Genomic DNA, 25,822 nt, shown 5'->3' with positions numbered 1-25,822 from the left:
CTTTTTTCTTTTGCACAAGATTAAACCGTGTGGCGATTCGCCCATAAGATTTTGGCTTTTTGCATCGCAGCTTCAAAGCTGTCACACACGCCCATGGTATATAGCGCAATGCCCATAGTTTCTATCACTGCAATCTCGCCATAATCATGGCTTTGCTGACCGTCCCAGACAGCCTTAAATAGCGCCAGATCCAGTTCTTCTTCAATTGGACTGCGGTTGTCAGTGAGCTTTGGCAATTCATGCTCATAGAGCAGGCCATCTTTAATGCCGCAGATGAGCGTTTTGGCATCCGGATTACGCTCGAATTCGCCCCCTTCACCTTTAATCACGGCACTATTTTTATAGCCCAAGCGGAAAGCTGCTTGCTGATGCGAACCACGATATGCTGGATGGAAAATGGCTTGCAGGGTCGCTTTGGCATTAAAGGGATTGATCAGACGCGCCAGGGTATGAATTGGGGAGCGTAAGCCCATGACATTACGCAGCGCAATCAAGTCTGCAAGAATCGGAGAAATTACTTCTAACGGTATGTAAGCAAAATGCTGTTGTAGAAGTTGCTGTTCAACCTCGGCATCATTTTGACAGATTGGATAGCCTAAGTAAGTCAGCACCTGTTCGGTGTAAACACGGTTCATGGTATGGCCCGAGGCACCATGCATCACAATATTATAACCATGCTTGGCCAGTGTCAGGGCTGCCAGAATAAACCATGGATAATGCTTGCGCTTGCCCGCATATGAAGACCAGTCCAGATCGACATCCAGTTTTTTGAAACTCAGCTGGTCACGTGTCGCCTGTACAAAACCGGCCAACTCATCTACAGATTCTTCCTTGACCCGCAATAACATCAAGAATGCACCTAACTGCACATCCAGCACTTCATTTTTCAAAATCATACTGAAGGCTTGATAGGCTTCATCATAGCAGAGAGAGCGGGCGCCATTTTTCCCTTTACCCACAATGCGTACATATTGGGCAAAGGGATGTTCGAAATCTTTATAAATATTTCTTTTGGTATTCATAACTTTTTACAGCTTGCAGAAAATATTAATGTCAAGGGAGAGGGTGAAAATCCATAAACATTTCAGTATACGTAAAACAATCAGTTAAATCTGATTATCGACTAATGTCTAATCTATTCTGGTTAAAACATAAACAAGCGCATAATAAGTTATGCACATTTAGTCTGAATATTCGGTAAAATTTAGGCAATTTTTAGAGTCTGTTTAATTTTTCTTAATCTCTTTCTCCCATTTAATACTTTGGTCTGATACTGAGTATCAGATTCAATGCATGGCTGATTATCATTTTTGAACATTCTCTTGAGCCTTTTGAGACTTGATCCGGTTCATCCTGAGAAGGGATGAAGAGGTCAGTATATTTCTCAAAATGGTCTTTCTTATTTTTGATATCGTTCAAGTAGATTTATTATGGCGAAACAACCAATTTATAAGTCACTGTATTTTCAAGTGATTGTGGCCATTATCGCAGGTATTCTGGTCGGGCATTTTTCGCCTAGTGGTACGCAAATTATCAATGGCGTAGAACAGCATGTCCCTGGCTTGGGCGAACAGCTTAAACCGCTTGGTGATGCATTTATCCGTCTGATTAAAATGATTATCGCACCTGTGATTTTCTGTACCGTGGTCAGCGGTATTGCAGGTATGGAAAGCATGAAATCAGTCGGTAAAACTGGTGGTGTGGCTTTACTTTACTTCGAGATCGTATCCACGATTGCTTTGGTCATCGGTCTGGTCGTGATTAACATCGTCAAGCCTGGTGTGGGCATGAACGTTGATCCTGCTTCACTGGATACCACTGGCATCAGTAAATATGTCGCTTCAGGTGAGTCACAATCGACTATCGACTTCCTGATGAACATCATTCCAAATACGGTTGTGGGCGCATTTGCAGAAGGCGAGATCCTGCAAGTTCTATTGTTCGCGATCATCTTTGGTTTTGCACTGCATAAGCTAGGTGATCAAGGCAGGCCAGTCCTGAAACTCATCGACCAGATTTCACATGTGTTTTTCAACATCGTGAACATGGTGATGAAACTTGCTCCAATTGGTGCATTTGGTGCAATGGCGTTTACCATTGGTAAATATGGTATTGGTTCTCTTGCTCAGCTGGCACAGTTGATCATTTGTTTCTATGTTACCTGCGTACTGTTTATTTTCATCGTATTGGGCTCAATTGCGCGTTTCGCAGGGTTCAGCATCATGAAGATGATCCGCCTGATTCGCGAAGAACTTCTGATTGTACTGGGGACGTCATCTTCAGAATCAGTACTGCCACGTATGTTGAAGAAACTGGAACTTGCCGGTGCAGAGAAGTCGGTGGTAGGTCTGGTGATTCCAACTGGTTATTCATTTAACCTGGATGGTACGTCGATTTACTTGACGATGGCTGCAATCTTTATTGCGCAAGCAACCAATACGCAACTTGACTTGTCTCATCAAATTACCCTGCTTCTGGTACTTCTGATCTCATCTAAGGGTGCGGCAGGCGTGACTGGTTCAGGCTTTATTGTGATGGCGGCAACTTTGGCTGCTGTAGGGAATATTCCTGTTGCAGGTCTGGCATTGATTCTCGGTATCGATCGTTTCATGTCTGAAGCTCGTGCCTTGACCAATCTGGTCGGTAACTCTTTGGCGACTTTAGTGGTTGCGAAATGGGTGGGCCAGTTAGATATGGACAAGCTGAACTATGCTTTAGCAAATCCTGCAGAAATTGACGAAAAAATGGCACAAGAAGGCAATAACGCTCACTAATTTTGAGTCTGTCTTTCATGTCTAAAAGGGAAGCTTCGGCTTCCCTTTTTTATTGACTGTGAAGTTAGTAAAAAGATGAATGCCGGCACATGACAGGGAGCAGGAAAGTCGATAGTCTGTGAAAAGGAAACTAAAATGATAAACAACAAGGACAATAGAATGCTTGCCTACGATGCCGATCTAGAATTATTCCGCGATAATTTTAAACGCTTTATGAACGAACATGTCGCACCGTACTACGACCAGTGGGAACGTGAAGGTCTGATGCCGCGTTCAGTCTGGAATGCACTCGGTGAAAATGGCTTCTTGTGTGTCGATGTTCCAGAAGAATATGGTGGCTATGGGGTGCCGACCGATTATTCCTTGATGCTGATCGAAGAATCTGCATGTGCCGGATACAGTGCGATTGCCACAGGTCTGTCTTGTCATTCCGATATTGCAGCACCGTATATCCTGCATATCGGTACCGAAGAACAGAAAAAATACTGGTTACCAAAAATGGTCACCGGTGAAGTGGTCGGTGCGATCGGCATGACTGAACCGGGTGCTGGTTCAGATTTGCAAGCTATGCGCACCAGTGCCATCTTGCATGATGAACATTATCTGTTAAATGGCTCAAAAACCTTCATTTCCAATGGTCAGCATGCTGACTTGGTGGTGCTTGCCGTCAAAACCGATCCGCAAGCCCGTGCCAAAGGCGTTTCATTGTTGCTGGTCGATACCCATCTGGAAGGCTTTAAAAAAGGCACCAATTTGGACAAGATTGGTCTGCATGCTCAGGATACGTCTGAACTGTTCTTCGACAATGTCAAAGTGCCAAAGGAGCAATTACTGGGTCAGCCGGGACAGGGATTTGCTTACCTGATGCAGGAATTGCCGCGTGAGCGTACCGCCATTGCTGCCACCGCTCTAGGCGCCATTCGTGGATCTATTGATGTGACCACACAGTATGTGAAAGAGCGTCAGGCTTTTGGTCAGGCGATCGGTCAATTCCAGAATACCCGTTTTGTGCTTGCGCAAGCGAAAATTGATGAATTGGCGACCGCAGCATTTTATAACCAGAATCTTGAGCTTTATATGCAAGGGAAACTGGATGTAGAAACTGCAGCGGCATTGAAGAGCTTTTCTACCGATATGCAGATGAAAATCGCGGACAATCTCCTGCAATTATTTGGGGGTTATGGCTATATGACTGAATATCCAATTTCACGTTTCTTCGTTGATGCGCGGATCCAGCGGATTTATGGGGGTACCAATGAAATCATGAAGGAGATTGTGGCCCGCGGTCTGTTAGGGCGTTAATAGCTCAACCATAAAAAAGAGTCCCGAAGGACTCTTTTTTATAGGGGAGAACATGGCCAAGATGGGAAATATTTTTTAAGACTTTATGATTTTAAAACATCCAAACATTCATGAATAAAAATGGGTAAATCATTGGGTAGGCGCGATGAAATCAACTGATTATTGTCATTCACCAGTTCCGCATCATAATACGTTCCACCGGCACGTTGTACGCGACTGGCATGCGCGCGAATACTGGTAATAATTCGATTTTTTAGTACATCTGCTTCGCACAGTAATAATGATGCATCACATAAACTAAAGATGGTTTTCTTGGCCTGGTTAAAAGCTTGGATAAATTGAAGCACCCGGAGATCGGTAGATAAAGAAACTGCAGATTCACCGCCAGGGATCAGCAAGGCATCAAAATCATCAATACTGATTTGTTCGATGCCCCGGTCAATCGTCACTGCAGAACAGCCATGCAGACCATAGACCACTTTTCCTACATTAAACTCAATATTACAGATGCTATGCTTTGCTTCCAGCAAGGCCGCAACGGGTTCAAGATATTCCTGATCTTCAAAATTATTCGTCAAAAGTACAGCTATTCTTTTTGGCATGACTGACACCCAAACGCTTGTTTTAAGTTAGACTATCTATGATTGGTTAAAAAATCGTCTCTGCTTTGTAATTGAGTAGTGATTTAATGTAAAAAAATAAGTGAAATCAAAGAGAAGTCGATAAAAATGGGGTTGCAGAGTGTGCATTTTATTGTGAAATCTATCTTAGATATGAATGGTTCAAAAATGACGTGTGAAAAGTAATTATTTTAATTTTCTTATGCTTAAAACCGCTATATAGATTAAGAAATAGTGATATTTTATCTTCCTTAAAATCAGTTAATATGGAGAGGCAAAGTTTACAATTTAATAATGTAAATCAAGCAGAAAAGCTGAAGTAAATGTTACCAGATATGACCAAAAGCGATAAACGGTTAAAATCAACTGTATGTTTTTAAGACTTAATCTACCAATGTCATATTGCGTAACATTTGAAAGCTCACTATTGTTATACTGAACAGATAAGGTTTATGAAGGGCGACAGAACAATGATCAACGACGATCAAAACACCACGACTTCTCTTGATTTGGCAAAAATTCGTGAAGATATCGATTCTGTTGATCAGCAAATTCAGCAATTGATTAACCGTCGGGCACGTTTGGCTGAAGCTGTGGCAAAAGCAAAGTTTGCCTCAGAAGAGAATCCGCTGTTTTACCGTCCAGAACGTGAAGCTCAGGTTTTGCGTAATGTCATGGAACGTAATGAAGGGCCATTGTCTGATACCACCATGGCACGTCTGTTCCGTGAAATCATGTCGGCCTGTCTTGCACTTGAAGCTCCGCAAAGCATTGCTTTCTTGGGACCAGTCGGGACCTATACTCATTCTGCGGTACTCAAGCACTTTGGCCATGATGCTGTGGTTCGTCCTTTACCGACCATTGATGAAGTTTTCCGTGACGTGGAAGCAGGCAGTGCCCATTATGGTCTGGTGCCGGTAGAAAATTCCTCTGAAGGCGTGGTTAACCATACTTTGGACTGTTTTAAAACATCGAACCTGAATGTGATTGGCGAAGTTGAATTACCGATTCACCATCAGTTCCTGATTTCTGAAAATACCCGTAAAGACAGCATCAAACAGATTTATGCGCATCAGCAGACTTTGGCTCAATGCCGTAAGTGGCTGGATGCTCATTATCCAGGTGTGGAACGTGTCGCTTTAAGTTCCAATGCGGAAGCAGCGCGCCGTATTCGTAATGAATGGCATTCTGCCGCGATTGCCTCTGAAATTGCTGCGAGTATCTATGATCTCGAAATCATGCATAGCAATATCGAGGACAATCCGGAAAATACCACACGCTTCCTGGTGATTGGTCGTGAAAAAGTGCCTCAAAGTGGTAATGACAAGACTTCATTACTAATCTCAGCACATGATCGTGCCGGGGCTTTGCTGGAAATTCTGGCGCCATTTGCCAAGCATAATATCAGTCTGACCAGCATTGAAACCCGTCCTGCACTTCCTGAAAAATGGGCTTATGTGTTCTTCATTGATCTTGAAGGCCATATTGAGCAGGAACACGTGAAAGCAGCCATTGAAGAAATTCGTCCTTTGGTTAAAGAAGTTCGCGTGCTCGGTTCATATCCTGCAGCTGTACTTTAAGTCAGCTATACGTGGTCAGGGCGAGGGTGCTGACCACTGTTTTATACCTAAAATTGGAAGTCTAAAATGTCGTTTGTTCCAGCCAATTCAGGCATCTCAAAATTAAAGCCATATCAACCGGGTAAACCGATCAGTGAACTTGAGCGCGAGTTGGGTCTTACCGATATCGTCAAACTGGCTTCAAATGAAAATCCGCTGGGTTGTTCAGATAAAGTCAAAGAAGCGGTCGCTGCGGAAATTGCTGAAATTGGCCGTTATCCAGATGGTGGTGGTTTTATCCTGAAAGATCAGATCAAAACCCAGTTTGGTTTTAATCATGATCAGATTACCTTGGGGAATGGTTCAAACGACTTACTGGAAATGTTTGCCCGTGCATTCGTTTCAGAAAATGATTCGGTGGTGTATAGCCAGCATGCTTTTGCGGTTTATGCATTGGTAACTCAAGCCATTAATGCGCAAGCGATTGAAGTACCAGCTAAAGGCTTCTCGCATGACTTGGAAGCAATGGCGGCTGCCATTCAGGACAACACCAAACTCGTTTTCATTGCAAACCCGAATAATCCGACGGGAACCTGGTTCGAAGAAGCTGAATTTGAAGCTTTCATGCAAAAAGTTCCTGCTAATGTCATCGTGGTTCTGGATGAAGCCTATGTGGAATATTTCCCGGAAAACTTCAACAGCTTGAAATTCCTTGCGCAATATCCAAACCTGATCGTTAGCCGTACTTTGTCGAAGTGTTATGGTTTGGCTGCACTACGTGTTGGTTTTGCTCTGGCTTCAGTTGAAGTGACAGATTACCTGAACCGTATTCGTCAACCATTTAATGTCAACCATTTAGCGATGGTCGCTGCGGTGGCTGCACTGAAAGATGAAGACTTTATCGCGCGTTCTCGTGAAGTGAATAAAGCCGGTATGGCGCAACTTGAAGCTGGCTTTAAGGCTTTGGGTCTTAACTATGTGCCTTCACGTGCCAACTTTATTCTGGTAGATGTACAGGCAGACCCATCAGCAACCTTCAATGGTTTGCTCAAACAAGGGGTGATTGTGCGTCCGGTTGGTATTTCAAATCACATTCGCGTATCGATTGGTACTGAAGCAGAAAATGCGAAATTCTTGAGCGCATTGGCTAAAGTACTCGGTTTAGAGGCAAAAGCTTAAACCATGTCGCAGCCACTGTTTGAAAAAGTTGCATTTATCGGGCTTGGACTGATTGGTTCAAGTCTGGCGCGTGTCATTCGAGCCGAGCATTTGGCCAATGACATCGTTGCATCGACACGTTCACAAAAGACTTTGGAAGATGCTAAATCTCTTGGCCTGATTTCCGAAGGCTATGCAGATCCTGTGGAAGCGGTCAAAGGTGCTGATCTGGTAGTGCTTGCATTACCGGTGCGTGCCACGCAAAAGGTGCTGGAAGCCATCAAGCCTTATTTATCTGCCAATACCATTATCACTGATGTCGGTAGTACTAAAGGCAATGTAGTCGATGCAGCGAAAGCAGTCTTTGGCGATGCACTACCTGAAGGTTTTGTACCGGGCCATCCGATTGCAGGTGCAGAACATACTGGTGTACATGCAGGAAAAGTCGATTTATTTGCCAATCATAAGGTGATTTTGACGCCACTGCCAAGTAGTGCAGGCTGGGCCGTCGATAAACTGATTCAGCTGTGGCAAGCGGCGAAAGCCGAAGTGATTTGTATGGATGTCGACAAGCACGATGAAGTGCTGGCGCATACCAGTCATCTTCCGCATCTCATGGCATTCAACTTGGTTGAGCAATTGGCCAAGCGTGAAGACAATTTAGATATATTTCGTTATGCTGCCGGTGGCTTCCGGGATTTCTCGCGAATTGCCGCTAGCGATCCACAAATGTGGCATGACATCTTTTTTGCCAACAAAAAAGCAGTTCTGAATGCTGTTGATGGCTTTGAACAGCAGCTCGCGATTATTCGCAAATTGATTGAAGATGAAGATTCCCACGCATTGATGGGCTTATTGGGTCATGCGCAGGCAGCTCGCCAGCATTTCAACCATATGCTCGCCAAGAAACCTTTCATGGAGAAAAATAAAGTGACACAACAATTTACCATTCAGCCGGGTGCCAAGAAATTTCAGGGTAAATTTACCGTGCCAGGTGACAAATCTGTGTCACATCGCTCGATCATGTTTGGTGCGATTGCTGAAGGCACCACGCATGTGACCGGCTTTCTGGAAGGTGAAGATGCTTTAGCGACACTGCAAGCTTTCCGTGATATGGGTGTCAGCATTGAAGGCCCTAAAAATGGTGAAGTCACCATTCATGGGGTTGGCATGCAAGGCTTAAAAGCGCCGCAGTCTGCCATTTATATGGGCAACTCAGGCACTTCAATGCGTTTGCTGTCGGGTATGCTAGCAGCACAGAAATTTGATTCAGTGATGACAGGGGATGCGTCATTGTCTAAACGTCCAATGGAGCGTATTGCCAAGCCTTTACGTGAAATGGGCGCGCAAATTCAGACCACGGGTGAGCGAGGTACGCCACCTGTATCCATCACCGGCAACCAAAACCTGAAAGGGATTCAGTACGATTTGCCAATGGCCTCTGCTCAGGTGAAATCAGGGATTTTACTTGCAGGTCTATGGGCAGAAGGTGAAACTTCGGTGACTGAACCAGAACCAACACGCGACCATACTGAACGTATGCTACGTGCCTTTGGTTATGAAGTGAAAACCGAAGGTAATCGAATTTCACTGCAAGGTGGCGGAAAGCTGGTTGGAACCAATATTCAGGTGCCTTCAGATATTTCTTCTGCTGCTTTCTTTATGGTCGGTGCGGCCATTACTGAAAACTCGGATGTGACCCTTGAAGCAGTTGGCATTAACCCGACCCGTACTGGTGTGATCGAAATCCTCAAGCAAATGGGTGCGGACATTACAGTTGAAAACGAGCGTATTGCAGGCGGTGAACCGATTGCCGATATTCGTATCCGTGGTACACGTACCTTAAAAGGCATTCATATGCCGGAAGATCAGGTGCCATTGGCAATTGATGAATTCCCGGCGCTATTCATTGCGGCTGCATGTGCCGAAGGTCAAACCATCCTGACCGGTGCTGCCGAGCTTCGCGTAAAAGAATCGGATCGTATTCAAGTGATGGCCGACGGTCTTCAAACCATGGGCATCGACTGTACCCCAACGGACGATGGCATCATCATTGAAGGTAAGGGCAAGTCCGGTGACTGGTCGCCAATCTTTACGGGTGGTGAAATTGAATCGCATCACGATCACCGTATCGCGATGAGTTTTTCGATTGCCGGTTTGCGTAATTCGGAGCAGATCAAGATTGTCGGTACTGAAACGGTCGCAACCAGTTTTCCTACCTTCACAGAATTGACCTCAATCGCAGGACTGTCAATTCAAGTGTCAGAATAATTTTTAAAATTATGTGAAACAGCCAAGCTTTTGCTTGGCTGTTTTGTTTATATTGCTTATGCTAAACCCATATAAGAAAAAAGCCATTTGGAAATAGCGATGCGAAAATTAAAATTCATGGCCAATACCCAGAGCCAAACACCATGGGATGGTCAAGAAACCCAGGAATATGTAGCACATTTACTTGCCGAAGAATTAGGTAAATACGGGTTTCAGACCTTAAGCCAAAGTGGTGCTCAGGTTGCCGTCAGCGTGGAAGAACATGCGCTGCCTTTATCGGTGAGTTGCGAAACCAGAGATGAACAAGGGCATCTGGTTTGTGAAATTGCCTCATATCCTGAAGAAGAGCAGGACTGGCTGGATCGTATCACTGAAAGAAGCCTGCTTAATCAGCTTGCGCAGGCAGTGGAAACCTCTCTAAAAGAGCAGGAAAGCTTTAGCGAGTTTGAATGGAAGAGCTAATTCAACAGACTCAATCAGCTTTGCCCATACTGCAAACTAAACGCTTGATCCTAAATTGTTTTAAATCAGCCGATGCCAAAGAAACTTATGTTTCAATTACGCCGAGTTTGACACGTTTTATGGCGTGGGACCCACCACAATCTGAACAGGGATTTGCAACGGTCTGGCAAAATTGGCTGGAAAATATGACCGATCATAAAGAATATGTATTTGTGATCCGCCATATTGAAACACAAGAATTATTGGACTATGTGGTTTGCATCGACTTCATGATGAAATACCTGAAGTCGGTATCTGGATTCGTGAAACTGCACATGGTCATCATTATGGACATGAGGCAGTGCATTGTGTTGTGGCTTATGCTTTCAATACATTCGGGATTCAAGTCTTAAGCTACCCGGTAGCAGAAGAAAACTGGGCTAGCCGTAAAATTGCAGACCGCTTGGGCGGAAAAATTCTCCGTTACATCGATAAGCTTAAATATCGGGCTGTGATGTATGAAATTTTTGCAGAAGATTTTGTCTTTTAATAAAAAAACCCATCAGATGATGGGTTTTTTATTTAGCCAAGCGCTAAGTACCGGGTCATTGCGATCCGTAATTGCTTTAAATAGCCGGTAAAGAAATGGTTGGCACCAGGTAATACGGTCACTAAATGGCGTTGTGGTTTTGCCCATTCAATCATATCTGAGAGCAAAGTCACTTCATCGGCTTCGCCATGAATGAACAGAATGTCGCCTTTAATGGCGGGCGTCACATAATGACGAATACCGGCAACTGTTGCAGTCGGCAGACCACATAAAATGGTTTGCTTTGGTTGCAGTTCTACGGGTAAGGCTGCATAGCTTTTTGCCATGACATGCGCACCAAAACTAAAACCGCCTGCATAAAAAGGCAGGGCAATATGCTGGTTGCGAGCGAACCGAATGACTTCTAATACATCATCCGTTTCACCGAAGCCCTCGTCGTGTATACCTTCACTTTGACCAGAACCACGGAAACTTGGACGATACACAATACAGCCACGTTCCAGATACATTTGTGCCAGTAAAACCGGAACCTTATGTTGTGGTGTACCGCCTTGCAATGGATGGGGGTGACAAACTACCGCGAATCCTTTCACTTCACCCTGAGGATAATCCACAAAAACTTCAATCTGACCCGCAGGCCCTTGAAGAAAAATTTGCTCGGGCATATAAAAACCGATGATTAACAGGAGAATCGTGCATTTTAACGATTATGGTGAATAAAAACATGAATTGGAATTAAAATAAGCAGACTGATATAGTTTGATTAATCATTTTTTGACCAGGTTGCCATGCTCGCTTTAATTTCTCCAGCCAAAACTCTCGATTACGATACTCCATTACCGACTGACCAATTTACTCAAGCGAGATTATTAGAACATTCACAGGACTTGATCAACGTTTGTCGCACACTTTCTGCAACAGAAATTTCCAGCTTAATGAGTGTTAGTGAAAAAATTGCCACTTTAAATACCGCACGTTTTAATGACTGGCAACCGGATTTTAATTTAGCCAATGCCCGTCAGGCGATTTTTGCATTTAAAGGCGATGTCTATACAGGTCTGGATGCCTATAGTTTAAAACATGAAGATCTGCACTATGCACAAGACCGTTTACGCATGTTGTCTGGATTATATGGACTCTTACGTCCCTTGGATTTGATGATGCCGTACCGTCTGGAAATGGGAACCAAATTGGCCAATTCCCGCGGGCATAACCTATATGACTTCTGGGCACATCACATTACTGATCTGATTAATCAGGATCTAGCAGCAGCAAATTCTGAAATCCTGGTGAATATTGCCTCTGATGAATATTACAAATCAGTCAACGAGTGCAAAATTCAGGCAGACATTATCAAGCCGGTATTTCTGGATCAGAAAAATGGCAAATATAAAGTGATTAGTTTCTATGCCAAAAAAGCACGCGGTCTCATGGCGCGTTTTATGATTGAAAATAAAATTGATCGTATAGAGGGGCTAAAAGCTTTTAATACTGATGGCTATTATTTCGATGCAGACAGTTCACTCAAAGGAGAACTGGTGTTTAAGCGTGATGAACAACTGAGTGCATAAATGAGATGATTCCCAGTATCCAGCATGAGGATATATATGCCGGATATTGGGATGTCGTTATTATGGTTAGGTTCTTGAACTATGTACATGCATGTGATGTGAGTAGGGAATAATAGACAGCATCATGACAACTATAAAATCTGTAATTCTTGAATATCAGGTAGAGCTTCAAGGTAATTAAAAATAAAAAATATCGCTAAACATCTTGAAATCCCTAGCAAAATCTCCCTTATTTAGATCATTTTATTCTAAAAATTAAAGTTGAGCATTCTTGGAAAAGGCCGATAAAATAAATCGAAATAATTTCTATTGAATAGGTTAGATTTCATTTATCTCCATATCTTAATTTTGAATAAACTTCTTTTAGAGAGTTTGAAAAATATATTAAATTCAATTATTTATTGTTTGTTTGAAAGAATTTTTAATAGTATCGATTTTTTGAAAAAAGAATTATAAATTAATTAAGTATTAATAAATAAAACGACATAAAATTAATATTTAGAGGATAAATAAATGCCTTCTATCGGGTTAAATGTAAACTATGTCACAAGTTTGTTAGGTTTTTTGTTAGCATAATTGCATAGTGTTACAAAGCAGCATAATAAAAATGAAAATATATGCTATCCCTGTTTTTGCCTTAATGATCAGTTTATTAGGATTTTGTGTCCATAAACAGTCCGAAATCAGAAAATATGAAAAGATCCGTCATGTCTTGAACGATGGACGTGATTCAAGCAAATTGCTGGAATCCAATCGGCATCGACATTAAGCAGCTTGTACTACCTTCCTCCCGCCAATTGGGCTAGATTAATAAAATTAAACTAATAATAAATATAATAAATTTTTTTCAATATTCATCTGGAATATATTAATTTCTAATAAAGTGTAAAATCAAATAAGCAATAATAAATCAATGTGTTATAATTTGCCAACGATCAGGATGAAGCAGAATCCATCTTGTTAAGCATTTGATTTAAATCGTAAAATAAAGCTGCATAAAGGTTATGCAGCTTTTTTGTTTAGATTTTTTTTGGGTTTTTATAGCATAGCCCTGGGGCTGTAAGCTGTTCCAACATTTTAACCCGTCAAATGGCTATGCTGGCATATTCGTTGCTAACACATCCTTAAAATTGATGAATTTTTTTATAAAGTTTCATTTATTTGACGGCTTGCTTAAAGCATTAAGTTTACTCAATAGGGGCTAGGTCATGACGACTCCTAATCCATCTTCAGAAAGTATGCTTGAACGTCTGTTTAAACTGAGTGAAAACAAAACCAGTTTCCGTACAGAAGTTCTTGCCGGTGTAACTACATTCTTAACGATGTGTTACATCATTATTGTCAATCCGATGATTTTGTCCGAAACGGGGATGGATCATGGGGCTGTCTTTGTAGCAACCTGTCTTGCAGCCGCGATTGGCTGTTTAGTCATGGGCTTGATTGCAAATTATCCAATTGCACTTGCACCAGGCATGGGCTTAAATGCCTTCTTTACCTATTCCGTCTGTTTGGGAATGGGTGTGCCTTGGCAAACAGCACTCGGGGCTGTGTTTATCTCCGGTCTTGTGTTTATTGCAATCAGCATGTTCAAAATCCGTGAAGCCATTGTAAATGCGATTCCAATGTCGCTGAAACTGGCCATCGGTGGTGGTATTGGCTTATTCTTGGCGCTGATTGCTTTGAAAAATGCCGGCCTGATTGTGGATAATCCCGCTACGTTGGTAGGTTTGGGTGATTTAAAACAACCATCGGTTTTGCTTGCATTATTTGGTTTCCTTCTGGTTGTTGTGATGCATCACTTTAAAGTGCGTGGTGCGATCATCATCAGTATCTTGGTGTTAACCGGTATTTCAGCAGCATTGGGTCTGAGTGAATTTAAAGGTGTGGTGGGCGCAGTACCATCGATTGCACCCACATTTATGCAAATGAGCTTTGAAGGTCTATTCACTGCCAGCTTAATCGGGGTGATTTTTGTCTTCTTCTTGGTCGATTTATTCGATTCAACCGGTACGCTGGTTGGTGTTTCGCACCGTGCAGGCCTGTTGAAAGATGGCAAACTGCCGCGTTTGAAAAAAGCACTTTTTGCGGACTCTTCTGCAATTGTTGCAGGTGCAGCGCTGGGTACATCTTCGACTACGCCATACATTGAATCTTCTGCGGGCGTAGCAGCCGGTGGCCGTACAGGACTAACTGCTGTTGTAGTCGGTATCCTGTTTGTTGCCTGTTTGTTCCTGGCTCCATTGGCACAGTCTGTACCAAGCTTTGCAACAGCGCCAGCGCTGTTATTTGTCGGTGTCTTAATGATTCAAGGTATCGTGCATATTGACTGGGAAGATATTACAGAAGCAGTTCCTGCATTTTTAACCATTGTATTTATGCCATTTACCTATTCAATTGCGGATGGTATTGCGATGGGCTTCATCAGCTATGCACTGATCAAATTGTTAACCGGTAAGGCATCAACAGTACCGTATATGGTCTGGATTATTGCAGTACTATGGACGCTTAAATTCGCACTATTTGGCGGCTAATTTTTCTAGATTTGGAAAGGGTGTAAACTCAGTTTGCACCCTTTTTTTATTATTTTAGGTTTCATGAGGAGAAGCGATGAACCGTCTTGAGTTGATTCGAGCTTTGCCAAAGGCCGAGCTTCATGTTCATATTGAGGGCACTTTTGAGCCTGAGCTAATGTTTGCGATCGCTCAGCGTAATAAAATTGCCATCCCGTATAAATCTGTTGAAGAAGTTAAACAGGCGTATAACTTTCATAATCTTCAGTCGTTTCTAGATATTTATTATGCTGGTGCTGCTGTGCTGATTCATGAACAGGATTTTTATGATCTGGCGTGGGCGTATTTTGAAAAATGTGCTGAAGACCGGGTCGTGCATACTGAAATGTTCTTTGATCCACAAACCCATACCGATCGTGGTGTTGCTTTTTCAACCGTGATCAACGGCTTGCAAAAAGCCTGTGATGATGCCAAAACTAAACTTGGTATCAGTTCACATCTGATTATGTGTTTCTTGCGTCATTTAAGTGAAGATGCTGCATTTGCAACACTGGAACAGGCCTTACCTTATAAAGACCAGATTATTGCGGTCGGTCTGGATTCAAGTGAAGTCGGGCATCCACCTTCAAAGTTTGAACGTGTCTTTGCTAAAGCGCGTGAAGCAGGTTTCTTGGTTGTAGCACATGCAGGTGAGGAAGGTCCGGCAGCTTATGTCTGGGAAGCTTTAGATTTGCTGAAAGTGAATCGTATTGATCATGGGGTTCGTTCGGAAGAAGATCCGGAGTTAATGCAGCGCCTGATCGCAGAAAAGATGCCACTGACAGTTTGCCCATTGTCAAACCTGAAACTCTGCGTCGTGGATGATATGCAGCAGCATAATATCCGTCGCCTCTTGCAACAAGGCGTGCACGTTACAGTCAATTCAGATGATCCATCTTATTTTGGTGGTTATATGAATGACAATTTTATTGCCATTGCTGAAGCACTGGATTTAAGCAATGAGGAACTCAAGCAGTTGGCCATTAACTCATTTGAAGCCTCTTTTATTACCGATACTGAAAAAGAGCAATGGATCAACCAGATCCGTGCCCTGGTTTAAGTTTTTAAATAAAAGGCAGGGTTCGCTCTGCCTTTGTTTTTATAGATGGATATGAAATTGAAAAATATAATTCTGCTCATCAGTAGCGTGTTGATATCTGCTTGCTCAAATGCGGATATGACTTTGACACAGCGTACTTTAAAACCCGTGATTGAATACCAATGTGCAAAAGAATTGAAAGCATCTAAATTCTGGACTGCCTCGACCTATTTTATGCAGGACAAAAATAAAGCTGAACTTGAACAGAATGTCTGTTCATGTGTAGGTGAGCATGCACTCAAGGATATTCCGGCAAGCACTTTACTGAAAGCGACTCTGGATGAAGAAGTAAAGTCAAAACTCACGCAACAGGCTATTGCAAACAGTCTGAAAGGCTGCATGACCGAGTTCTTAAAATAAAATCAGCTTTGCAATGAGAGCTGATTGAGTGTGGTTTTGCAGATTATTTTTTAGAAGATTTGGATTGTCGGGTCATGCTGTTGAGTACATGATCTTTATCGATAAAATGATGTTTCAGTGCTGCGAAAATATGTCCAACTAAAAGTAAGCCAACTGCCCAGGAAAGCCAGATATGTAGGGGTTTTACGATCGCGGTTACAGCCGGATTTTCTGAAATCAGTGCCGGCAGGTTAAATAAATATAGCACTGGTGCTGGATAGCCCAGACTCCAGCTATATAAACAGCCGGTGACAGGTAGGGCAATCAGCATAAAATACAAAGCCAGATGACCTGCATGTGCCAAAGTTTTCATCCGGGGTGACATAGTGTCCGGTAGTTCAGGGGCAGGGTGGGTATAACGCCAGAAAATTCGCACAACCAACAGGAAAATAATGGTGGTGGCGATATTTTTATGCAGGGTGATGACATCGCCTTTAAAGCTGCCATCGACTTCATAACTTAAAAAATTCCCACTATAAAAACCAATCAGCCAGGCCGCAATAAAGATAACTGCCATGATCAAGTGCAGCCATTGTGCCGTGCGCGTGTAATATTGTACTTTTTCCATGTGATTTTCGATTGCCCTCAAAGATGAATGCACCTTAGCAAAGGGCGAATCAACTCAGCAATTCCAAATCTGCAACGCTATGGTGGCTTTCATGCAACATCTATTGAAATTGCTGGGTGCAGATTAAACATTCAGGATGATTTATAGATTTCTTATTCAGGTGAATTTCGGCACAATAGCGTCACGCTTCATATATGAATAAACAAGGAACAGATCTGTGAAAAAATTATTGGCTGCACTTGCTCCGCTTACTTTGGTTTTATCGGCTTGTGCAACAACAGGCAGCCCTGAAACGCAAACCACGACTCAACAGCTGGGTGGGGCTGCGCTTAAAATCGCGATCAATGCAAAATGTACTACTGAGCTGAATAATATTCCAGCATGGCAAACAGCTACACGTCTAATGACTACAACCCAAAAGCAGAATATCCAGACTGAAATTTGTGGCTGTGTCAGCGAAAAAGCACCCCAAAGCGTAACAGCGGTAGATTTGGCGACTGCAGCGATTGACCCGGCAGCACGTGCGACGATTGTCGGCAATGTGGTTGCAAAAACCATTAACGCTTGTGTAGCTGAAGCTGTAAACTAAGCCAAGATTAAATTGAAATAGGCTGACTGGTTCAGCCTATTTTTTATGGAAAAATAGACATGAAGATTGCTGGTGTAGATGAAGCAGGGCGTGGGCCATTAGTGGGTTCGGTGGTCGCTGCGGCAGTTATTTTGGATCCGAACAACCCGATTGAGGGTTTAAATGATTCTAAAAAACTCACTGAAAAGAAGCGTGAAAAACTTTTTATCGAGATTCAGGAAAAAGCGCTGGCATGGGCCATTGCTGAGGCTTCTGCGGCAGAGATTGATGAACATAATATTTTGCAAGCTTCTTTGCTGGCCATGCGTCGTGCTGTAGAAGCTTTGCCAGTTCAACCAGAGCATGTACTAGTCGATGGCAATAAAGTCCCTCAAGGCCTTCGCATGAGCTGTGATGCCGTGGTGGGTGGTGATGCACTGCATGCTGAAATTTCAGCAGCCAGTATTCTGGCGAAAGTAACCCGTGACCATCAGATGATCGAGATGGATCAGAAGCATCCGCAATTTGGTTTTGCCAAGCACAAGGGTTATCCGACCAAAGCACATTTTGAAGCAATTGCCTTGCATGGTGTCATTGATGAGCATCGCCGCAGTTTTGGGCCAGTGAAAAAGGTGATTGCAGCATTACAGCAGGGTGCAGAACTTTAAGTTTTATTTTAAATTATCTAAGTATTTAATATTTTTGTATAAAATTTAGACAAATTTAAAGCGGCTCAAAAGCCGCTTTATTCTTCGCACAAACATTAACGGTTAAAGTTATTTTGTGTCTGGCTATCGTCTTCATAAGAAGGTTGGTAATCTTGATCGATATGTTGAAGATGTTCATGCATTGCACGTTCATGCTGGATACGCTGGTAAATCTCTTCACGGTGCACAGAGACTTCTTTCGGAGCATTTACCCCGATACGAACCTGGTTACCTTTTACACCAAGCACAGTCACACTGACTTGATCACCAATCATTAAAGTTTCCCCGACGCGTCGAGTCAGAATCAGCATGTTTTTCTCCTTGCAAAATGCAAAACCTGCAATCTATTGAATATAAAACAAAAAGCACAACCAAAAATTACAAAATAAGATCTGGATAGAAATTCTGTCATCTGGGTGAAAGATTTTAATCTATCTCAGCTGGTTAAAAATCCTCAGGCTTAATATAACAGAGCCACTATAAAAAAAACTATAGTGGCTCTGCATTTTTGTAGACTTTTATAAAATACTGTCAAACAATGACAATATTCTATCTTAACGCTTAAGCACGTGCGCTAGATTCGCCTTGTTCACGGTCTAAACCGAATGCGGTATGCAATGAACGAACCGCAAGTTCAAGATAATTTTCTTCAATGATCACAGAAATCTTGATTTCAGACGTCGAGATCATCAGGATGTTAATACCTTCATCTGCCAATGCTGTAAACATTTTGCTCGCTACACCGGCATGTGAACGCATACCGACACCTACGATCGATACTTTTACGATATCTGAACGGGTCGCAACTTCACGTGCACCAATTTCTTGAGCAGTTGCTTCAAGAATAGCTTTGGCTTTATTTAATTCGCCACGGTTCACAGTAAAAGTGAAATCAGTTGTACCATCTTCTTCAACGTTCTGGATAATCATATCCACTTCAACATTGGCATCACCAATCGGGCACAAAATTTTAGAAGCAATACCCGGTTCGTCAGGCACACCTAAAATAGTTAATTTTGCTTCGTCACGGTTAAATGCGATACCGGAGATAATTGGCTGTTCCATGTTGTCTTCCAATTCAGTCGTAATAAGTGTACCAACGTTTTGCTTAAACTCTTCGTCGAATGCGCCATCGTTGTCATTGTCGAAGCTTGATAATACGCGTAAAGGCACCTGGTATTTACCAGCAAATTCAACTGAACGAATTTGCAGGACTTTAGAACCGAGTGACGCCATCTCAAGCATTTCTTCAAATGAAATACGATCAACTTTTTTTGCTTTTGGTGCAACACGTGGATCGGTGGTATATACACCGTCAACGTCGGTATAAATCTGGCATTCATCTGCTTTGAGTGCGGCAGCAATTGCAACACCTGAAGTATCAGAACCGCCACGCCCTAAAGTGGTGGTATTGCCATGTTCATCAAAACCCTGGAAACCGGCAACGACAAGTACGCGGCCTGCATCCAGATTTGAGTTCAGTACTTCAGTATCAATGGATTCGATACGTGCCTTATTGAATGAGCTGTCGGTTTTCATGCCAACCTGGCGACCTGTTAGTGATTTTGCTTCAACTCCAATTGAGTTCAGCGCCATTGCTAACATAGAAATCGTAACCTGTTCACCCGTAGATACCATTTGGTCTAGTTCACGTGGGTCAGGGGTTTCGGTAATGGCCTTCGCTAAAGCAAGTAGACGATTGGTTTCGCCACTCATTGCTGATACCACTACCACTACCTTGTGGCCGTGGTCATGCCAGCGCTTTACACGACGAGCAACATTTAAAATGCGCTCGGGAGTACCCATAGAGGTACCGCCATATTTTTGAACGATTAATGCCATAGTTGTTCCATATAAGCCATGACCCTGATGTACCTATCAGGGTCAGTTACACAAAATTGAAGTTTTATTTTGCTGCAAGCCAGGCAGTTAAATCTGCCATCACTGGAGCAAACTTCTCGTTAAGTGGCGCGCCACCTTGTGCCAAGTCAGGTTTACCACCACCTTTACCACCTAGCTCAGTCGCTAAATGTTTGATGATGTCACCTGCTTTAATAGAAGCAGTAAAGTCTTTTGCCACAGATGCGATCAAGCTCACCTTGTCACCCTCTACACCTGCAAGAACAATCACTGCATTTTCTAATTTTGATTTCACACCGTCGTGCAGGTTGCGAAGTGCTTTCGCATCCATGTTTTCGACAGTTGTAATCAAGGTTGCACGACCTGCAATGCTTTGAACTTGGCTTAGAAGTTCACCGGCTTGCAGGGTAGCAAGTTTTTGATTGAGTTGTTCGATCTGTTTCTGCAAGCTCGATGCAGTATCAACCAACGCTTCAACTTTTTCTAAAGTCTGGTCTTTTTGCGCTTTGAGCAAACCGTTAATCGTATTGATATCGCGATCGGCTTTTTGCGCAACTTCAACTGCTTTAGTGCCTGTTACTGCTTCAATACGACGTACACCGGCTGCCACACCACCTTCAGAGGTGATTTTGAACAGACCGATATCACCGGTACGTTTTACGTGAATACCACCGCAAAGTTCGATTGAGAAGTTTTTCTCTTCAATCACTGAACCCATAGACAGTACACGTACTTCGTCACCGTATTTCTCGCCAAACAGCATCATCGCGCCTTTAGCTTTCGCAGACTCGATATCCAGAAGTTCAGTAGACACCGCAGTATTGGCAATCACTTCAGCATTGACCAAACGTTCAATTTCTTGCAGCTGTTCAAAGCTTACAGGTTGGTCATTGGCAAAGTCAAAACGTAACACATCAGATGCAACCAATGAACCTTTTTGCTGTACATGTGAACCTAAAATTTGACGTAACGCAGCATGTAGCAGGTGAGTCGCAGAGTGGTTGCGCGCAGTTGCTGCACGAATATCTGCTTTTACTGTTGCTTCTACATTTTGAGTAACTTTCAAGTTACCCATCGTCACGATACCTTGGTGTACAAATGCGCCACCAGATTTTTTGGTATCTTGAACTTCGAAAATACCAGTATCGTTTTTAAAGATACCTGTATCACCGATTTGACCGCCGCTTTCTGCGTAGAAAGGTGTTTGGTTGAGTACGATCAGTGCTTCATCGCCTTCAAACACTTCATCAACTTGCTCGCCATCTTTGTAGATTGCGATGATTTGACCTTCACCTGCAGTTGCGTCATAACCATCAAACTGAGTTTCGCCTTCAACTTTAACTACGCTGTTGTAGTCGATCGCGAATTTACCTGCATCACGTGCGCGTTGACGCTGTGCAGCCATTTCAGTTTCGAAACCAGCTTCATCAATGGTTAAGTCACGTTCACGTGCGATGTCAGCAGTCAAGTCAGTCGGGAAACCATAAGTGTCGTAAAGTTTAAATACCACTTCGCCCGGAATCACAGAACCTTTTAACTGTGCCAATTCACCTTCAAGCAATTTCAAACCTTGCTCAAGTGTTTTGGCAAATTGTTCTTCTTCTTTAAGAAGTTGTGCTTCGATACGTGCTTGTTGAGCAGCAAGTTCAGGGTATGCGTCGCCCATCACTTCGATCAGTGGCTTCAACATTTTGTGGAAGAACGAACCTGTTGCGCCTAATTTGTTACCATGACGTACTGCACGACGGATAATACGACGCAGTACATAACCACGACCTTCATTCGATGGGTTTACGCCATCAGCAATCAGGAATGAACATGAACGTGCATGGTCAGCAACGACTTTCAATGAAGCAGGATACTGAACTGGTGTGCCTTTCTCAGCAGCTTCAGCTTCAAGCGCTGTAGTATCCAGACCAATAATTTCAGCCGCAGCTTTAAGTAAATGCTGGAATAAGTCAATTTCGTAGTTTGAGTTGACGTGCTGTAAAACGGCAGAAATACGCTCCAAGCCCATACCTGTATCCACAGAAGGCGCTGGAAGAGGGTGTAATACACCATCCGCAGTACGGTTGAACTGCATGAAAACGTTGTTCCAGATTTCAATGAAACGGTCGCCATCTTCTTCAGGAGAACCCGGTAGGCCACCCCAGATGTGATCGCCATGGTCAAAGAAGATTTCAGAACATGGACCACAAGGACCTGTGTCACCCATTGCCCAGAAGTTATCAGATGCGTATTGACCGCCTTTGTTGTCACCAATACGAATAATGCGAGAAGCGTCTAGACCGATTTCTTTGTTCCAGATGTCGAATGCTTCGTCGTCTGTATGGTAAACGGTTGCATAGAGTTTATCTTTAGGAAGACCAAGCCATTCTTCGTTAGTCAAAAAGTCCCAGGCAAATTTGATCGCATCACGTTTGAAGTAATCACCAAAGGAAAAGTTACCCAACATTTCAAAGAAAGTGTGGTGACGTGCTGTATAACCCACATTGTCCAGGTCATTGTGCTTACCACCTGCGCGTACGCATTTTTGTGATGACACTGCACGTACATAATCGCGTTTTTCTAGACCTAAGAAGCAATCTTTAAACTGGTTCATACCAGCATTGGTGAACAGCAAAGTTGGGTCATTGGCAGGTACTAGAGAACTCGACGCGACACGTGTATGCCCTTGCGATTCAAAGTAACGCAAAAATGCTTCACGAATTTCAGCTGATGTCATAAAACGAGTACTCACAACCAAGTCACTCCATAATTTCCGATTTGGCTAAAACACCACAGTCTGACAAGCATACAAGAGCTCTGCTGCAATGCGGGGCTTAAAAATTTAAAACGCCAAATTATAACGGAAAAAGCAGTAGGCACCAATCATTTTAAAACCAATTGCTAAGGATTTATTTACTCAGGTTTTTTGCTGAATAATTAAATTGAATTTTCCCGAAGCAGAATCTGTGGATATCCATCACTTTAAAAAATAAACGGAATTTTAAATGGCTCGAATCCAGACGAATGTATCAGAAATAAAATAATCGAAAATCAGTATTTTCACTGAAGTTTTTAATGTACGGCGCAAGAAATCCTTTAACATAGAAGAGTTTTAAAATAGGCATATAAAAGGTCGAGTCATGCAACGAGTGGCAATCAATGGATTTGGGCGTATTGGACGGAATGTACTGCGCGCATGGTTTGAAAATCCGAAAGATTTTAATTTTGAAATCGTTGCCATTAACGATATTGCCGATGTTGAAACCCTGATTCATCTATTTAAATATGACTCGACCCATGGCCGTTTTCCGGGGCAGGTAGATCTCAGTTATGATGCTGAACATATCTATATGCATATCAGCTATCAAGATGCCGCTTTAAAAGTGCAGGTTTTGTGTGAGCCGCAGCCGGCTAAGTTGTCTTGGCAAAACCTGGCGGTAGATGTGGTACTTGAATGTACCGGACTGTTCCGTTCCCGTGAAGCTGCGACCCAGCATATTGGCGCAGGGGCAAAACGTGTGATTATCGGCGCGGCACCTTTTGATACGGTCGATGCCGCGATTGTCTATGGTGTCAATCATCATGAAGTCAAAGCATCGGACCAGATCATTTCCAGTGTTTCTTGTACTACGCAGGCTTTGGTGCCACTGGTCAAAATTGTCGATGATGCATTTGGGATCAGTAGCGCCCTGATGACCGAAATCCATGCTGTTACGGCGGATCAGTCGGTACTGGATCATGCACATCGTGATTTGCGACGTGCACGTGCCTCGGGCCATAACATCATTCCGACCACTTCGAGCGCACTCGGTGCCTTAAAGCGTGTCATGCCAAAAATGGACGGACGGATTGACGGTTATTCGATTCGGGTGCCAACCATTAATGTGGCCGCGATTGATTTGACCTTTGTCTCCCAGTCGCCGATTACCGATCACAAGTTAAATGAAGTTCTGATTAAGGCTGCCCGGCAGGATTTTGCCGAAATTATGTCGGTAACGGACGAGCCCTTGGTATCGAGTGATTTTAATCATTCCCCGTATTCACTGATTGTTGATCTGACCCAGACTCTGGTGGTCGGGCATCAAGCTAAGGTTTTTGCCTGGTACGATAACGAGTGGGGCTATGCCAACCGTCTACTGGATTTATGTGAATCATTTCATTAAGTTCGGGTTATCTAAACCTCAAAAGCACCAAGACACGGTGCTTTTTTCTTTCCTATAAATATTCTGCAAGCCATGTTTTAAGAGAATTTGCCGGTAATTGATCGAAAATCAGGAATTGAGGCTGAATTATTTACGTTATCTGAAGCATTTTTCGTTAAGATAAAGACAATAAAATGAAATAAGAGCAAGCACATGATGGTGGTTTGGGGATTTATTATATTGCTGACTTTGGCGGTGATTTTTCTGATCTGGCTGCAGTTTAATCAGAATGATGAACCACGTAGCGTGGAAGGCGTGCCAGTCGAAGAAAAAATCGTGCATCTGGAAGAAAATTTGAAAAAGACCCTGGAAATTATGCAGGATCTAGCCAAAAAAATGCATTTGCAGCAGGAAGTGCTGGATCAGACCACAGCCAAACTTCAGCAGGTTGAATTGCAAAATGCCGAACTGGTCAGTTTGCTGACCAAAGTGGTTGATCCACAGAAATAAACAAAACCCCTTTAGAAATCATTTAAAGGGGTTTTGTTTGAGCATTAGACGATTAAAACTCTTAAAACCGCGGCAGAAACCATACTGATGGCGACTGTTGGTAATAATCCAAAACGCGTAGCGGCAAATAGAGTTAAAGCCAAAGCAATCAGGTCTGCCGGATGGTCGCGTACAAAATAGGGTGCAATCACTGAAATCAGCACGCAGCCGGGCACCACTTCCAGGATTTTACGCTGGCGCCGTGTCAGCGTTTTGTTTTTTAATAGGACATAGCCCAAGATCCGAGTTAAATAGGTGGTCGCAGCAATCAGGCTAATGGCCACCAAGGTGCTCATCTGGATCATGTTTGATCCTCTTGAATCAGGAAAAATGCCGAAGCAATTCCAGACAATGCGCCAATCGGTACATACCAGCCCGCAGGTAAATATAAATAAGCCAAAGCCGCACAGACTAAACTGACCAGCCATGGCCGGGCAGCCTCAAAACCTTTCCACATAGTTCTCAGTAACACCAGAAATACAGCAGGAAAGGCCATATCGAAACCAAAACGGTTGATATCGCCTAATACAGGTCCAAGCATGGTGCCGAGTGTGGTAAATCCGACCCACATCAAGTACAGGCAAAAACACAGGCCGGCATAATAAGGCATGCTAAACGCAGCACGATAACCCAGTTGCGCCTGTTTCCTTTGTGCATCAGCCAGACCGAGTGCCCAACTCTCATCGACCATAAAAAACAGCGCCGGAAAAACTTTACGATTCGGAAGATGCTTTAAATACGGCACCAAACTGGCGCCCATCAACAGATGCCGGCTATTTACCAGAAAGGCAATGAACATCAGCATGAGTAAATTTGGTGGACTGCTCCAGACCTCCAGAATGGCAAATTCAGAACCGCCGGCAAAGTTCAGGCCTGTCAATAAAGGCACTTCGAGCAAGCTGAAATTCTTCTGTACTGCCGTTGCACCCAGCACCAGCGCGAAGGGAATAATTCCCAAAAGCATGGGGATAGAATCTTTCATGCCACGTTGAAATTCGCTGAAATCGGTAGGGACAACCACCGCTGCGGTGCTTTGTCTAAACAAAAGCATGGAAATGACCTGGGTACTGCAAAACTAGACCATATTTTATGGCGATATTCTGGCTATTTGCTGTTGTAATGAAAGAGATTTACGTTTTATTTAAAA

The 25,822-nt window shown here is 43.2% G+C and carries 23 protein-coding genes and 1 pseudogene; 15 read left to right on the top strand and 9 right to left on the bottom strand.

What is annotated here, in order from left to right; genetic code table 11:
- Nucleotides 1-20 precede the first annotated feature (20 nt).
- Nucleotides 21-1,022 (bottom strand): glycosyl transferase family protein, encoded by a 1,002-nt coding sequence (locus tag F894_RS10260; protein ID WP_005106493.1) that lies wholly within the window; start codon nt 1,020-1,022, stop codon nt 21-23.
- Between the two features lie 408 nt (nt 1,023-1,430).
- Here F894_RS10260 and F894_RS10255 point away from each other — a divergent pair, with 408 nt between their 5' ends.
- Entirely contained in the window at nt 1,431-2,774 is a 1,344-nt protein-coding gene (locus F894_RS10255; RefSeq protein ID WP_005247433.1) for a dicarboxylate/amino acid:cation symporter, read from the top strand.
- 159 nt (nt 2,775-2,933) lie between these two features.
- A complete protein-coding gene (locus F894_RS10250; protein ID WP_005247431.1) occupies nt 2,934-4,076 on the top strand; it encodes an acyl-CoA dehydrogenase family protein in 1,143 nt (380 codons plus the stop codon).
- Between the two features lie 83 nt (nt 4,077-4,159).
- Here the strand turns inward: F894_RS10250 and F894_RS10245 are convergent, their stop codons facing one another.
- On the bottom strand, nt 4,160-4,678 hold the full coding sequence (locus tag F894_RS10245; protein ID WP_005247429.1) for a DJ-1/PfpI family protein: 519 nt from the start codon (nt 4,676-4,678) through the stop codon (nt 4,160-4,162).
- Between the two features lie 488 nt (nt 4,679-5,166).
- Between F894_RS10245 and pheA the strand changes: the two genes are divergently transcribed.
- From pheA to F894_RS15420, 5 genes and pseudogenes are all read left to right on the top strand, one after another.
- Entirely contained in the window at nt 5,167-6,276 is a 1,110-nt protein-coding gene (gene pheA, locus F894_RS10240; RefSeq protein ID WP_004645570.1) for a prephenate dehydratase, read from the top strand.
- Nucleotides 6,277-6,342: 66 nt separating this feature from the next.
- Nucleotides 6,343-7,434 (top strand): histidinol-phosphate transaminase, encoded by a 1,092-nt coding sequence (gene hisC, locus F894_RS10235; protein ID WP_004645569.1) that lies wholly within the window; start codon nt 6,343-6,345, stop codon nt 7,432-7,434.
- A gap of 3 nt (nt 7,435-7,437) precedes the next feature.
- Nucleotides 7,438-9,684, top strand: a complete 2,247-nt coding sequence (locus F894_RS10230) for a bifunctional prephenate dehydrogenase/3-phosphoshikimate 1-carboxyvinyltransferase (RefSeq protein ID WP_005247426.1) — start codon at nt 7,438-7,440, stop codon at nt 9,682-9,684.
- A gap of 99 nt (nt 9,685-9,783) precedes the next feature.
- The gene (locus tag F894_RS10225) at nt 9,784-10,146 is read left to right on the top strand and encodes a hypothetical protein (RefSeq protein ID WP_005247424.1); all 363 of its coding nucleotides are present in this window, start codon (nt 9,784-9,786) and stop codon (nt 10,144-10,146) included.
- A pseudogene (locus F894_RS15420) lies at nt 10,134-10,675 on the top strand (GNAT family N-acetyltransferase). The gene F894_RS10225 and the pseudogene F894_RS15420 overlap by 13 nt, the downstream one beginning before the upstream one ends.
- A gap of 32 nt (nt 10,676-10,707) precedes the next feature.
- On the opposite strand, the gene F894_RS10215 reads toward F894_RS15420, so the two are convergent.
- Nucleotides 10,708-11,340 (bottom strand): alpha/beta hydrolase, encoded by a 633-nt coding sequence (locus F894_RS10215; RefSeq protein ID WP_004645565.1) that lies wholly within the window; start codon nt 11,338-11,340, stop codon nt 10,708-10,710.
- A gap of 123 nt (nt 11,341-11,463) precedes the next feature.
- On the opposite strand from F894_RS10215, the gene yaaA reads away from it, so the two are divergent.
- The 4 genes from yaaA (at nt 11,464) to F894_RS10195 (ending at nt 16,254) form a co-directional block, all read left to right on the top strand.
- A complete protein-coding gene (gene yaaA / locus F894_RS10210; RefSeq protein WP_005247421.1) occupies nt 11,464-12,246 on the top strand; it encodes a peroxide stress protein YaaA in 783 nt (260 codons plus the stop codon).
- Nucleotides 12,247-13,454: 1,208 nt separating this feature from the next.
- Nucleotides 13,455-14,777 carry an NCS2 family permease gene (locus tag F894_RS10205; protein ID WP_004645563.1) on the top strand — a complete coding sequence of 441 codons (1,323 nt, stop codon included), beginning with the start codon at nt 13,455-13,457 and terminating at the stop codon, nt 14,775-14,777.
- A gap of 76 nt (nt 14,778-14,853) precedes the next feature.
- The gene (locus tag F894_RS10200) at nt 14,854-15,855 is read left to right on the top strand and encodes an adenosine deaminase (protein ID WP_004731590.1); all 1,002 of its coding nucleotides are present in this window, start codon (nt 14,854-14,856) and stop codon (nt 15,853-15,855) included.
- A gap of 45 nt (nt 15,856-15,900) precedes the next feature.
- Complete coding sequence (locus F894_RS10195; RefSeq protein ID WP_004645560.1) at nt 15,901-16,254, top strand: hypothetical protein; 354 nt, start codon at nt 15,901-15,903, stop codon at nt 16,252-16,254.
- Nucleotides 16,255-16,297: 43 nt separating this feature from the next.
- On the opposite strand, the gene F894_RS10190 is transcribed toward F894_RS10195, so the two are convergent.
- A complete protein-coding gene (locus tag F894_RS10190) occupies nt 16,298-16,861 on the bottom strand; it encodes a cytochrome b (RefSeq protein ID WP_005247418.1) in 564 nt (187 codons plus the stop codon).
- 217 nt (nt 16,862-17,078) lie between these two features.
- Between F894_RS10190 and F894_RS10185 the strand changes: the two genes are divergently transcribed.
- Nucleotides 17,079-17,450, top strand: coding sequence for a hypothetical protein (locus F894_RS10185; RefSeq protein WP_004278974.1), 372 nt, complete (start codon nt 17,079-17,081; stop codon nt 17,448-17,450).
- 59 nt (nt 17,451-17,509) lie between these two features.
- Complete coding sequence (gene rnhB, locus F894_RS10180; RefSeq protein ID WP_005247416.1) at nt 17,510-18,097, top strand: ribonuclease HII; 588 nt, start codon at nt 17,510-17,512, stop codon at nt 18,095-18,097.
- A 95-nt stretch (nt 18,098-18,192) separates the two neighbouring features.
- On the opposite strand, the gene csrA is transcribed toward rnhB, so the two are convergent.
- The 3 genes from csrA to alaS form a co-directional block, all read right to left on the bottom strand.
- Nucleotides 18,193-18,447, bottom strand: a complete 255-nt coding sequence (csrA, locus tag F894_RS10175; protein WP_004278972.1) for a carbon storage regulator CsrA — start codon at nt 18,445-18,447, stop codon at nt 18,193-18,195.
- A gap of 250 nt (nt 18,448-18,697) precedes the next feature.
- A complete protein-coding gene (locus tag F894_RS10170; RefSeq protein ID WP_004278971.1) occupies nt 18,698-19,978 on the bottom strand; it encodes an aspartate kinase in 1,281 nt (426 codons plus the stop codon).
- A 64-nt stretch (nt 19,979-20,042) separates the two neighbouring features.
- Entirely contained in the window at nt 20,043-22,736 is a 2,694-nt protein-coding gene (gene alaS, locus F894_RS10165) for an alanine--tRNA ligase (RefSeq protein ID WP_171065020.1), read from the bottom strand.
- Between the two features lie 388 nt (nt 22,737-23,124).
- Here alaS and F894_RS10160 point away from each other — a divergent pair, with 388 nt between their 5' ends.
- Both F894_RS10160 and F894_RS10155 read left to right on the top strand, forming a co-directional pair.
- Nucleotides 23,125-24,147: a type I glyceraldehyde-3-phosphate dehydrogenase gene (locus F894_RS10160; protein WP_005247411.1), complete on the top strand. Its 1,023-nt coding sequence runs from the start codon at nt 23,125-23,127 to the stop codon at nt 24,145-24,147.
- A gap of 192 nt (nt 24,148-24,339) precedes the next feature.
- Nucleotides 24,340-24,636 carry a hypothetical protein gene (locus F894_RS10155; RefSeq protein WP_005106505.1) on the top strand — a complete coding sequence of 99 codons (297 nt, stop codon included), beginning with the start codon at nt 24,340-24,342 and terminating at the stop codon, nt 24,634-24,636.
- Between the two features lie 44 nt (nt 24,637-24,680).
- On the opposite strand, the gene F894_RS10150 is transcribed toward F894_RS10155, so the two are convergent.
- Nucleotides 24,681-24,980, bottom strand: coding sequence for an AzlD family protein (locus F894_RS10150; protein ID WP_005247409.1), 300 nt, complete (start codon nt 24,978-24,980; stop codon nt 24,681-24,683).
- On the bottom strand, nt 24,977-25,726 hold the full coding sequence (locus F894_RS10145; protein WP_005247407.1) for an AzlC family ABC transporter permease: 750 nt from the start codon (nt 25,724-25,726) through the stop codon (nt 24,977-24,979). The genes F894_RS10150 and F894_RS10145 overlap by 4 nt, the downstream gene beginning before the upstream one ends.
- Nucleotides 25,727-25,822: the final 96 nt, after the last annotated feature.

The sequence above is a fragment of the Acinetobacter sp. CIP 51.11 genome (assembly GCF_000369665.1).
Classification (GTDB): Bacteria; Pseudomonadota; Gammaproteobacteria; order Pseudomonadales; family Moraxellaceae; genus Acinetobacter; species Acinetobacter lwoffii_S.
The sequence above is the reverse complement of the archived record's forward strand: the minus strand, read 5'-3'. Positions and strand labels throughout refer to the sequence as shown.

What these genes read in the sequence shown, in the direction of transcription:
- F894_RS10250 (WP_005247431.1), top strand. Translation starts at nt 2,934, where the DNA reads ATGCTTGCCTACGATGCCGATCTAGAATTATTCCGCGATAATTTTAAA.
- F894_RS10230 (WP_005247426.1), top strand. Translation starts at nt 7,438, where the DNA reads ATGTCGCAGCCACTGTTTGAAAAAGTTGCATTTATCGGGCTTGGACTG.
- F894_RS10215 (WP_004645565.1), bottom strand. Translation starts at nt 11,340, where the DNA reads ATGCCCGAGCAAATTTTTCTTCAAGGGCCTGCGGGTCAGATTGAAGTT.
- F894_RS10205 (WP_004645563.1), top strand. Translation starts at nt 13,455, where the DNA reads ATGACGACTCCTAATCCATCTTCAGAAAGTATGCTTGAACGTCTGTTT.
- F894_RS10225 (WP_005247424.1), top strand. Translation starts at nt 9,784, where the DNA reads ATGCGAAAATTAAAATTCATGGCCAATACCCAGAGCCAAACACCATGG.
- F894_RS10155 (WP_005106505.1), top strand. Translation starts at nt 24,340, where the DNA reads ATGATGGTGGTTTGGGGATTTATTATATTGCTGACTTTGGCGGTGATT.
- F894_RS10255 (WP_005247433.1), top strand. Translation starts at nt 1,431, where the DNA reads ATGGCGAAACAACCAATTTATAAGTCACTGTATTTTCAAGTGATTGTG.
- csrA (WP_004278972.1), bottom strand. Translation starts at nt 18,447, where the DNA reads ATGCTGATTCTGACTCGACGCGTCGGGGAAACTTTAATGATTGGTGAT.
- F894_RS10195 (WP_004645560.1), top strand. Translation starts at nt 15,901, where the DNA reads ATGGATATGAAATTGAAAAATATAATTCTGCTCATCAGTAGCGTGTTG.
- pheA (WP_004645570.1), top strand. Translation starts at nt 5,167, where the DNA reads ATGATCAACGACGATCAAAACACCACGACTTCTCTTGATTTGGCAAAA.
- rnhB (WP_005247416.1), top strand. Translation starts at nt 17,510, where the DNA reads ATGAAGATTGCTGGTGTAGATGAAGCAGGGCGTGGGCCATTAGTGGGT.
- F894_RS10145 (WP_005247407.1), bottom strand. Translation starts at nt 25,726, where the DNA reads ATGCTTTTGTTTAGACAAAGCACCGCAGCGGTGGTTGTCCCTACCGAT.
- F894_RS10160 (WP_005247411.1), top strand. Translation starts at nt 23,125, where the DNA reads ATGCAACGAGTGGCAATCAATGGATTTGGGCGTATTGGACGGAATGTA.
- F894_RS10150 (WP_005247409.1), bottom strand. Translation starts at nt 24,980, where the DNA reads ATGATCCAGATGAGCACCTTGGTGGCCATTAGCCTGATTGCTGCGACC.
- F894_RS10245 (WP_005247429.1), bottom strand. Translation starts at nt 4,678, where the DNA reads ATGCCAAAAAGAATAGCTGTACTTTTGACGAATAATTTTGAAGATCAG.
- yaaA (WP_005247421.1), top strand. Translation starts at nt 11,464, where the DNA reads ATGCTCGCTTTAATTTCTCCAGCCAAAACTCTCGATTACGATACTCCA.
- F894_RS10190 (WP_005247418.1), bottom strand. Translation starts at nt 16,861, where the DNA reads ATGGAAAAAGTACAATATTACACGCGCACGGCACAATGGCTGCACTTG.
- F894_RS10260 (WP_005106493.1), bottom strand. Translation starts at nt 1,022, where the DNA reads ATGAATACCAAAAGAAATATTTATAAAGATTTCGAACATCCCTTTGCC.
- F894_RS10200 (WP_004731590.1), top strand. Translation starts at nt 14,854, where the DNA reads ATGAACCGTCTTGAGTTGATTCGAGCTTTGCCAAAGGCCGAGCTTCAT.
- F894_RS10170 (WP_004278971.1), bottom strand. Translation starts at nt 19,978, where the DNA reads ATGGCATTAATCGTTCAAAAATATGGCGGTACCTCTATGGGTACTCCC.
- hisC (WP_004645569.1), top strand. Translation starts at nt 6,343, where the DNA reads ATGTCGTTTGTTCCAGCCAATTCAGGCATCTCAAAATTAAAGCCATAT.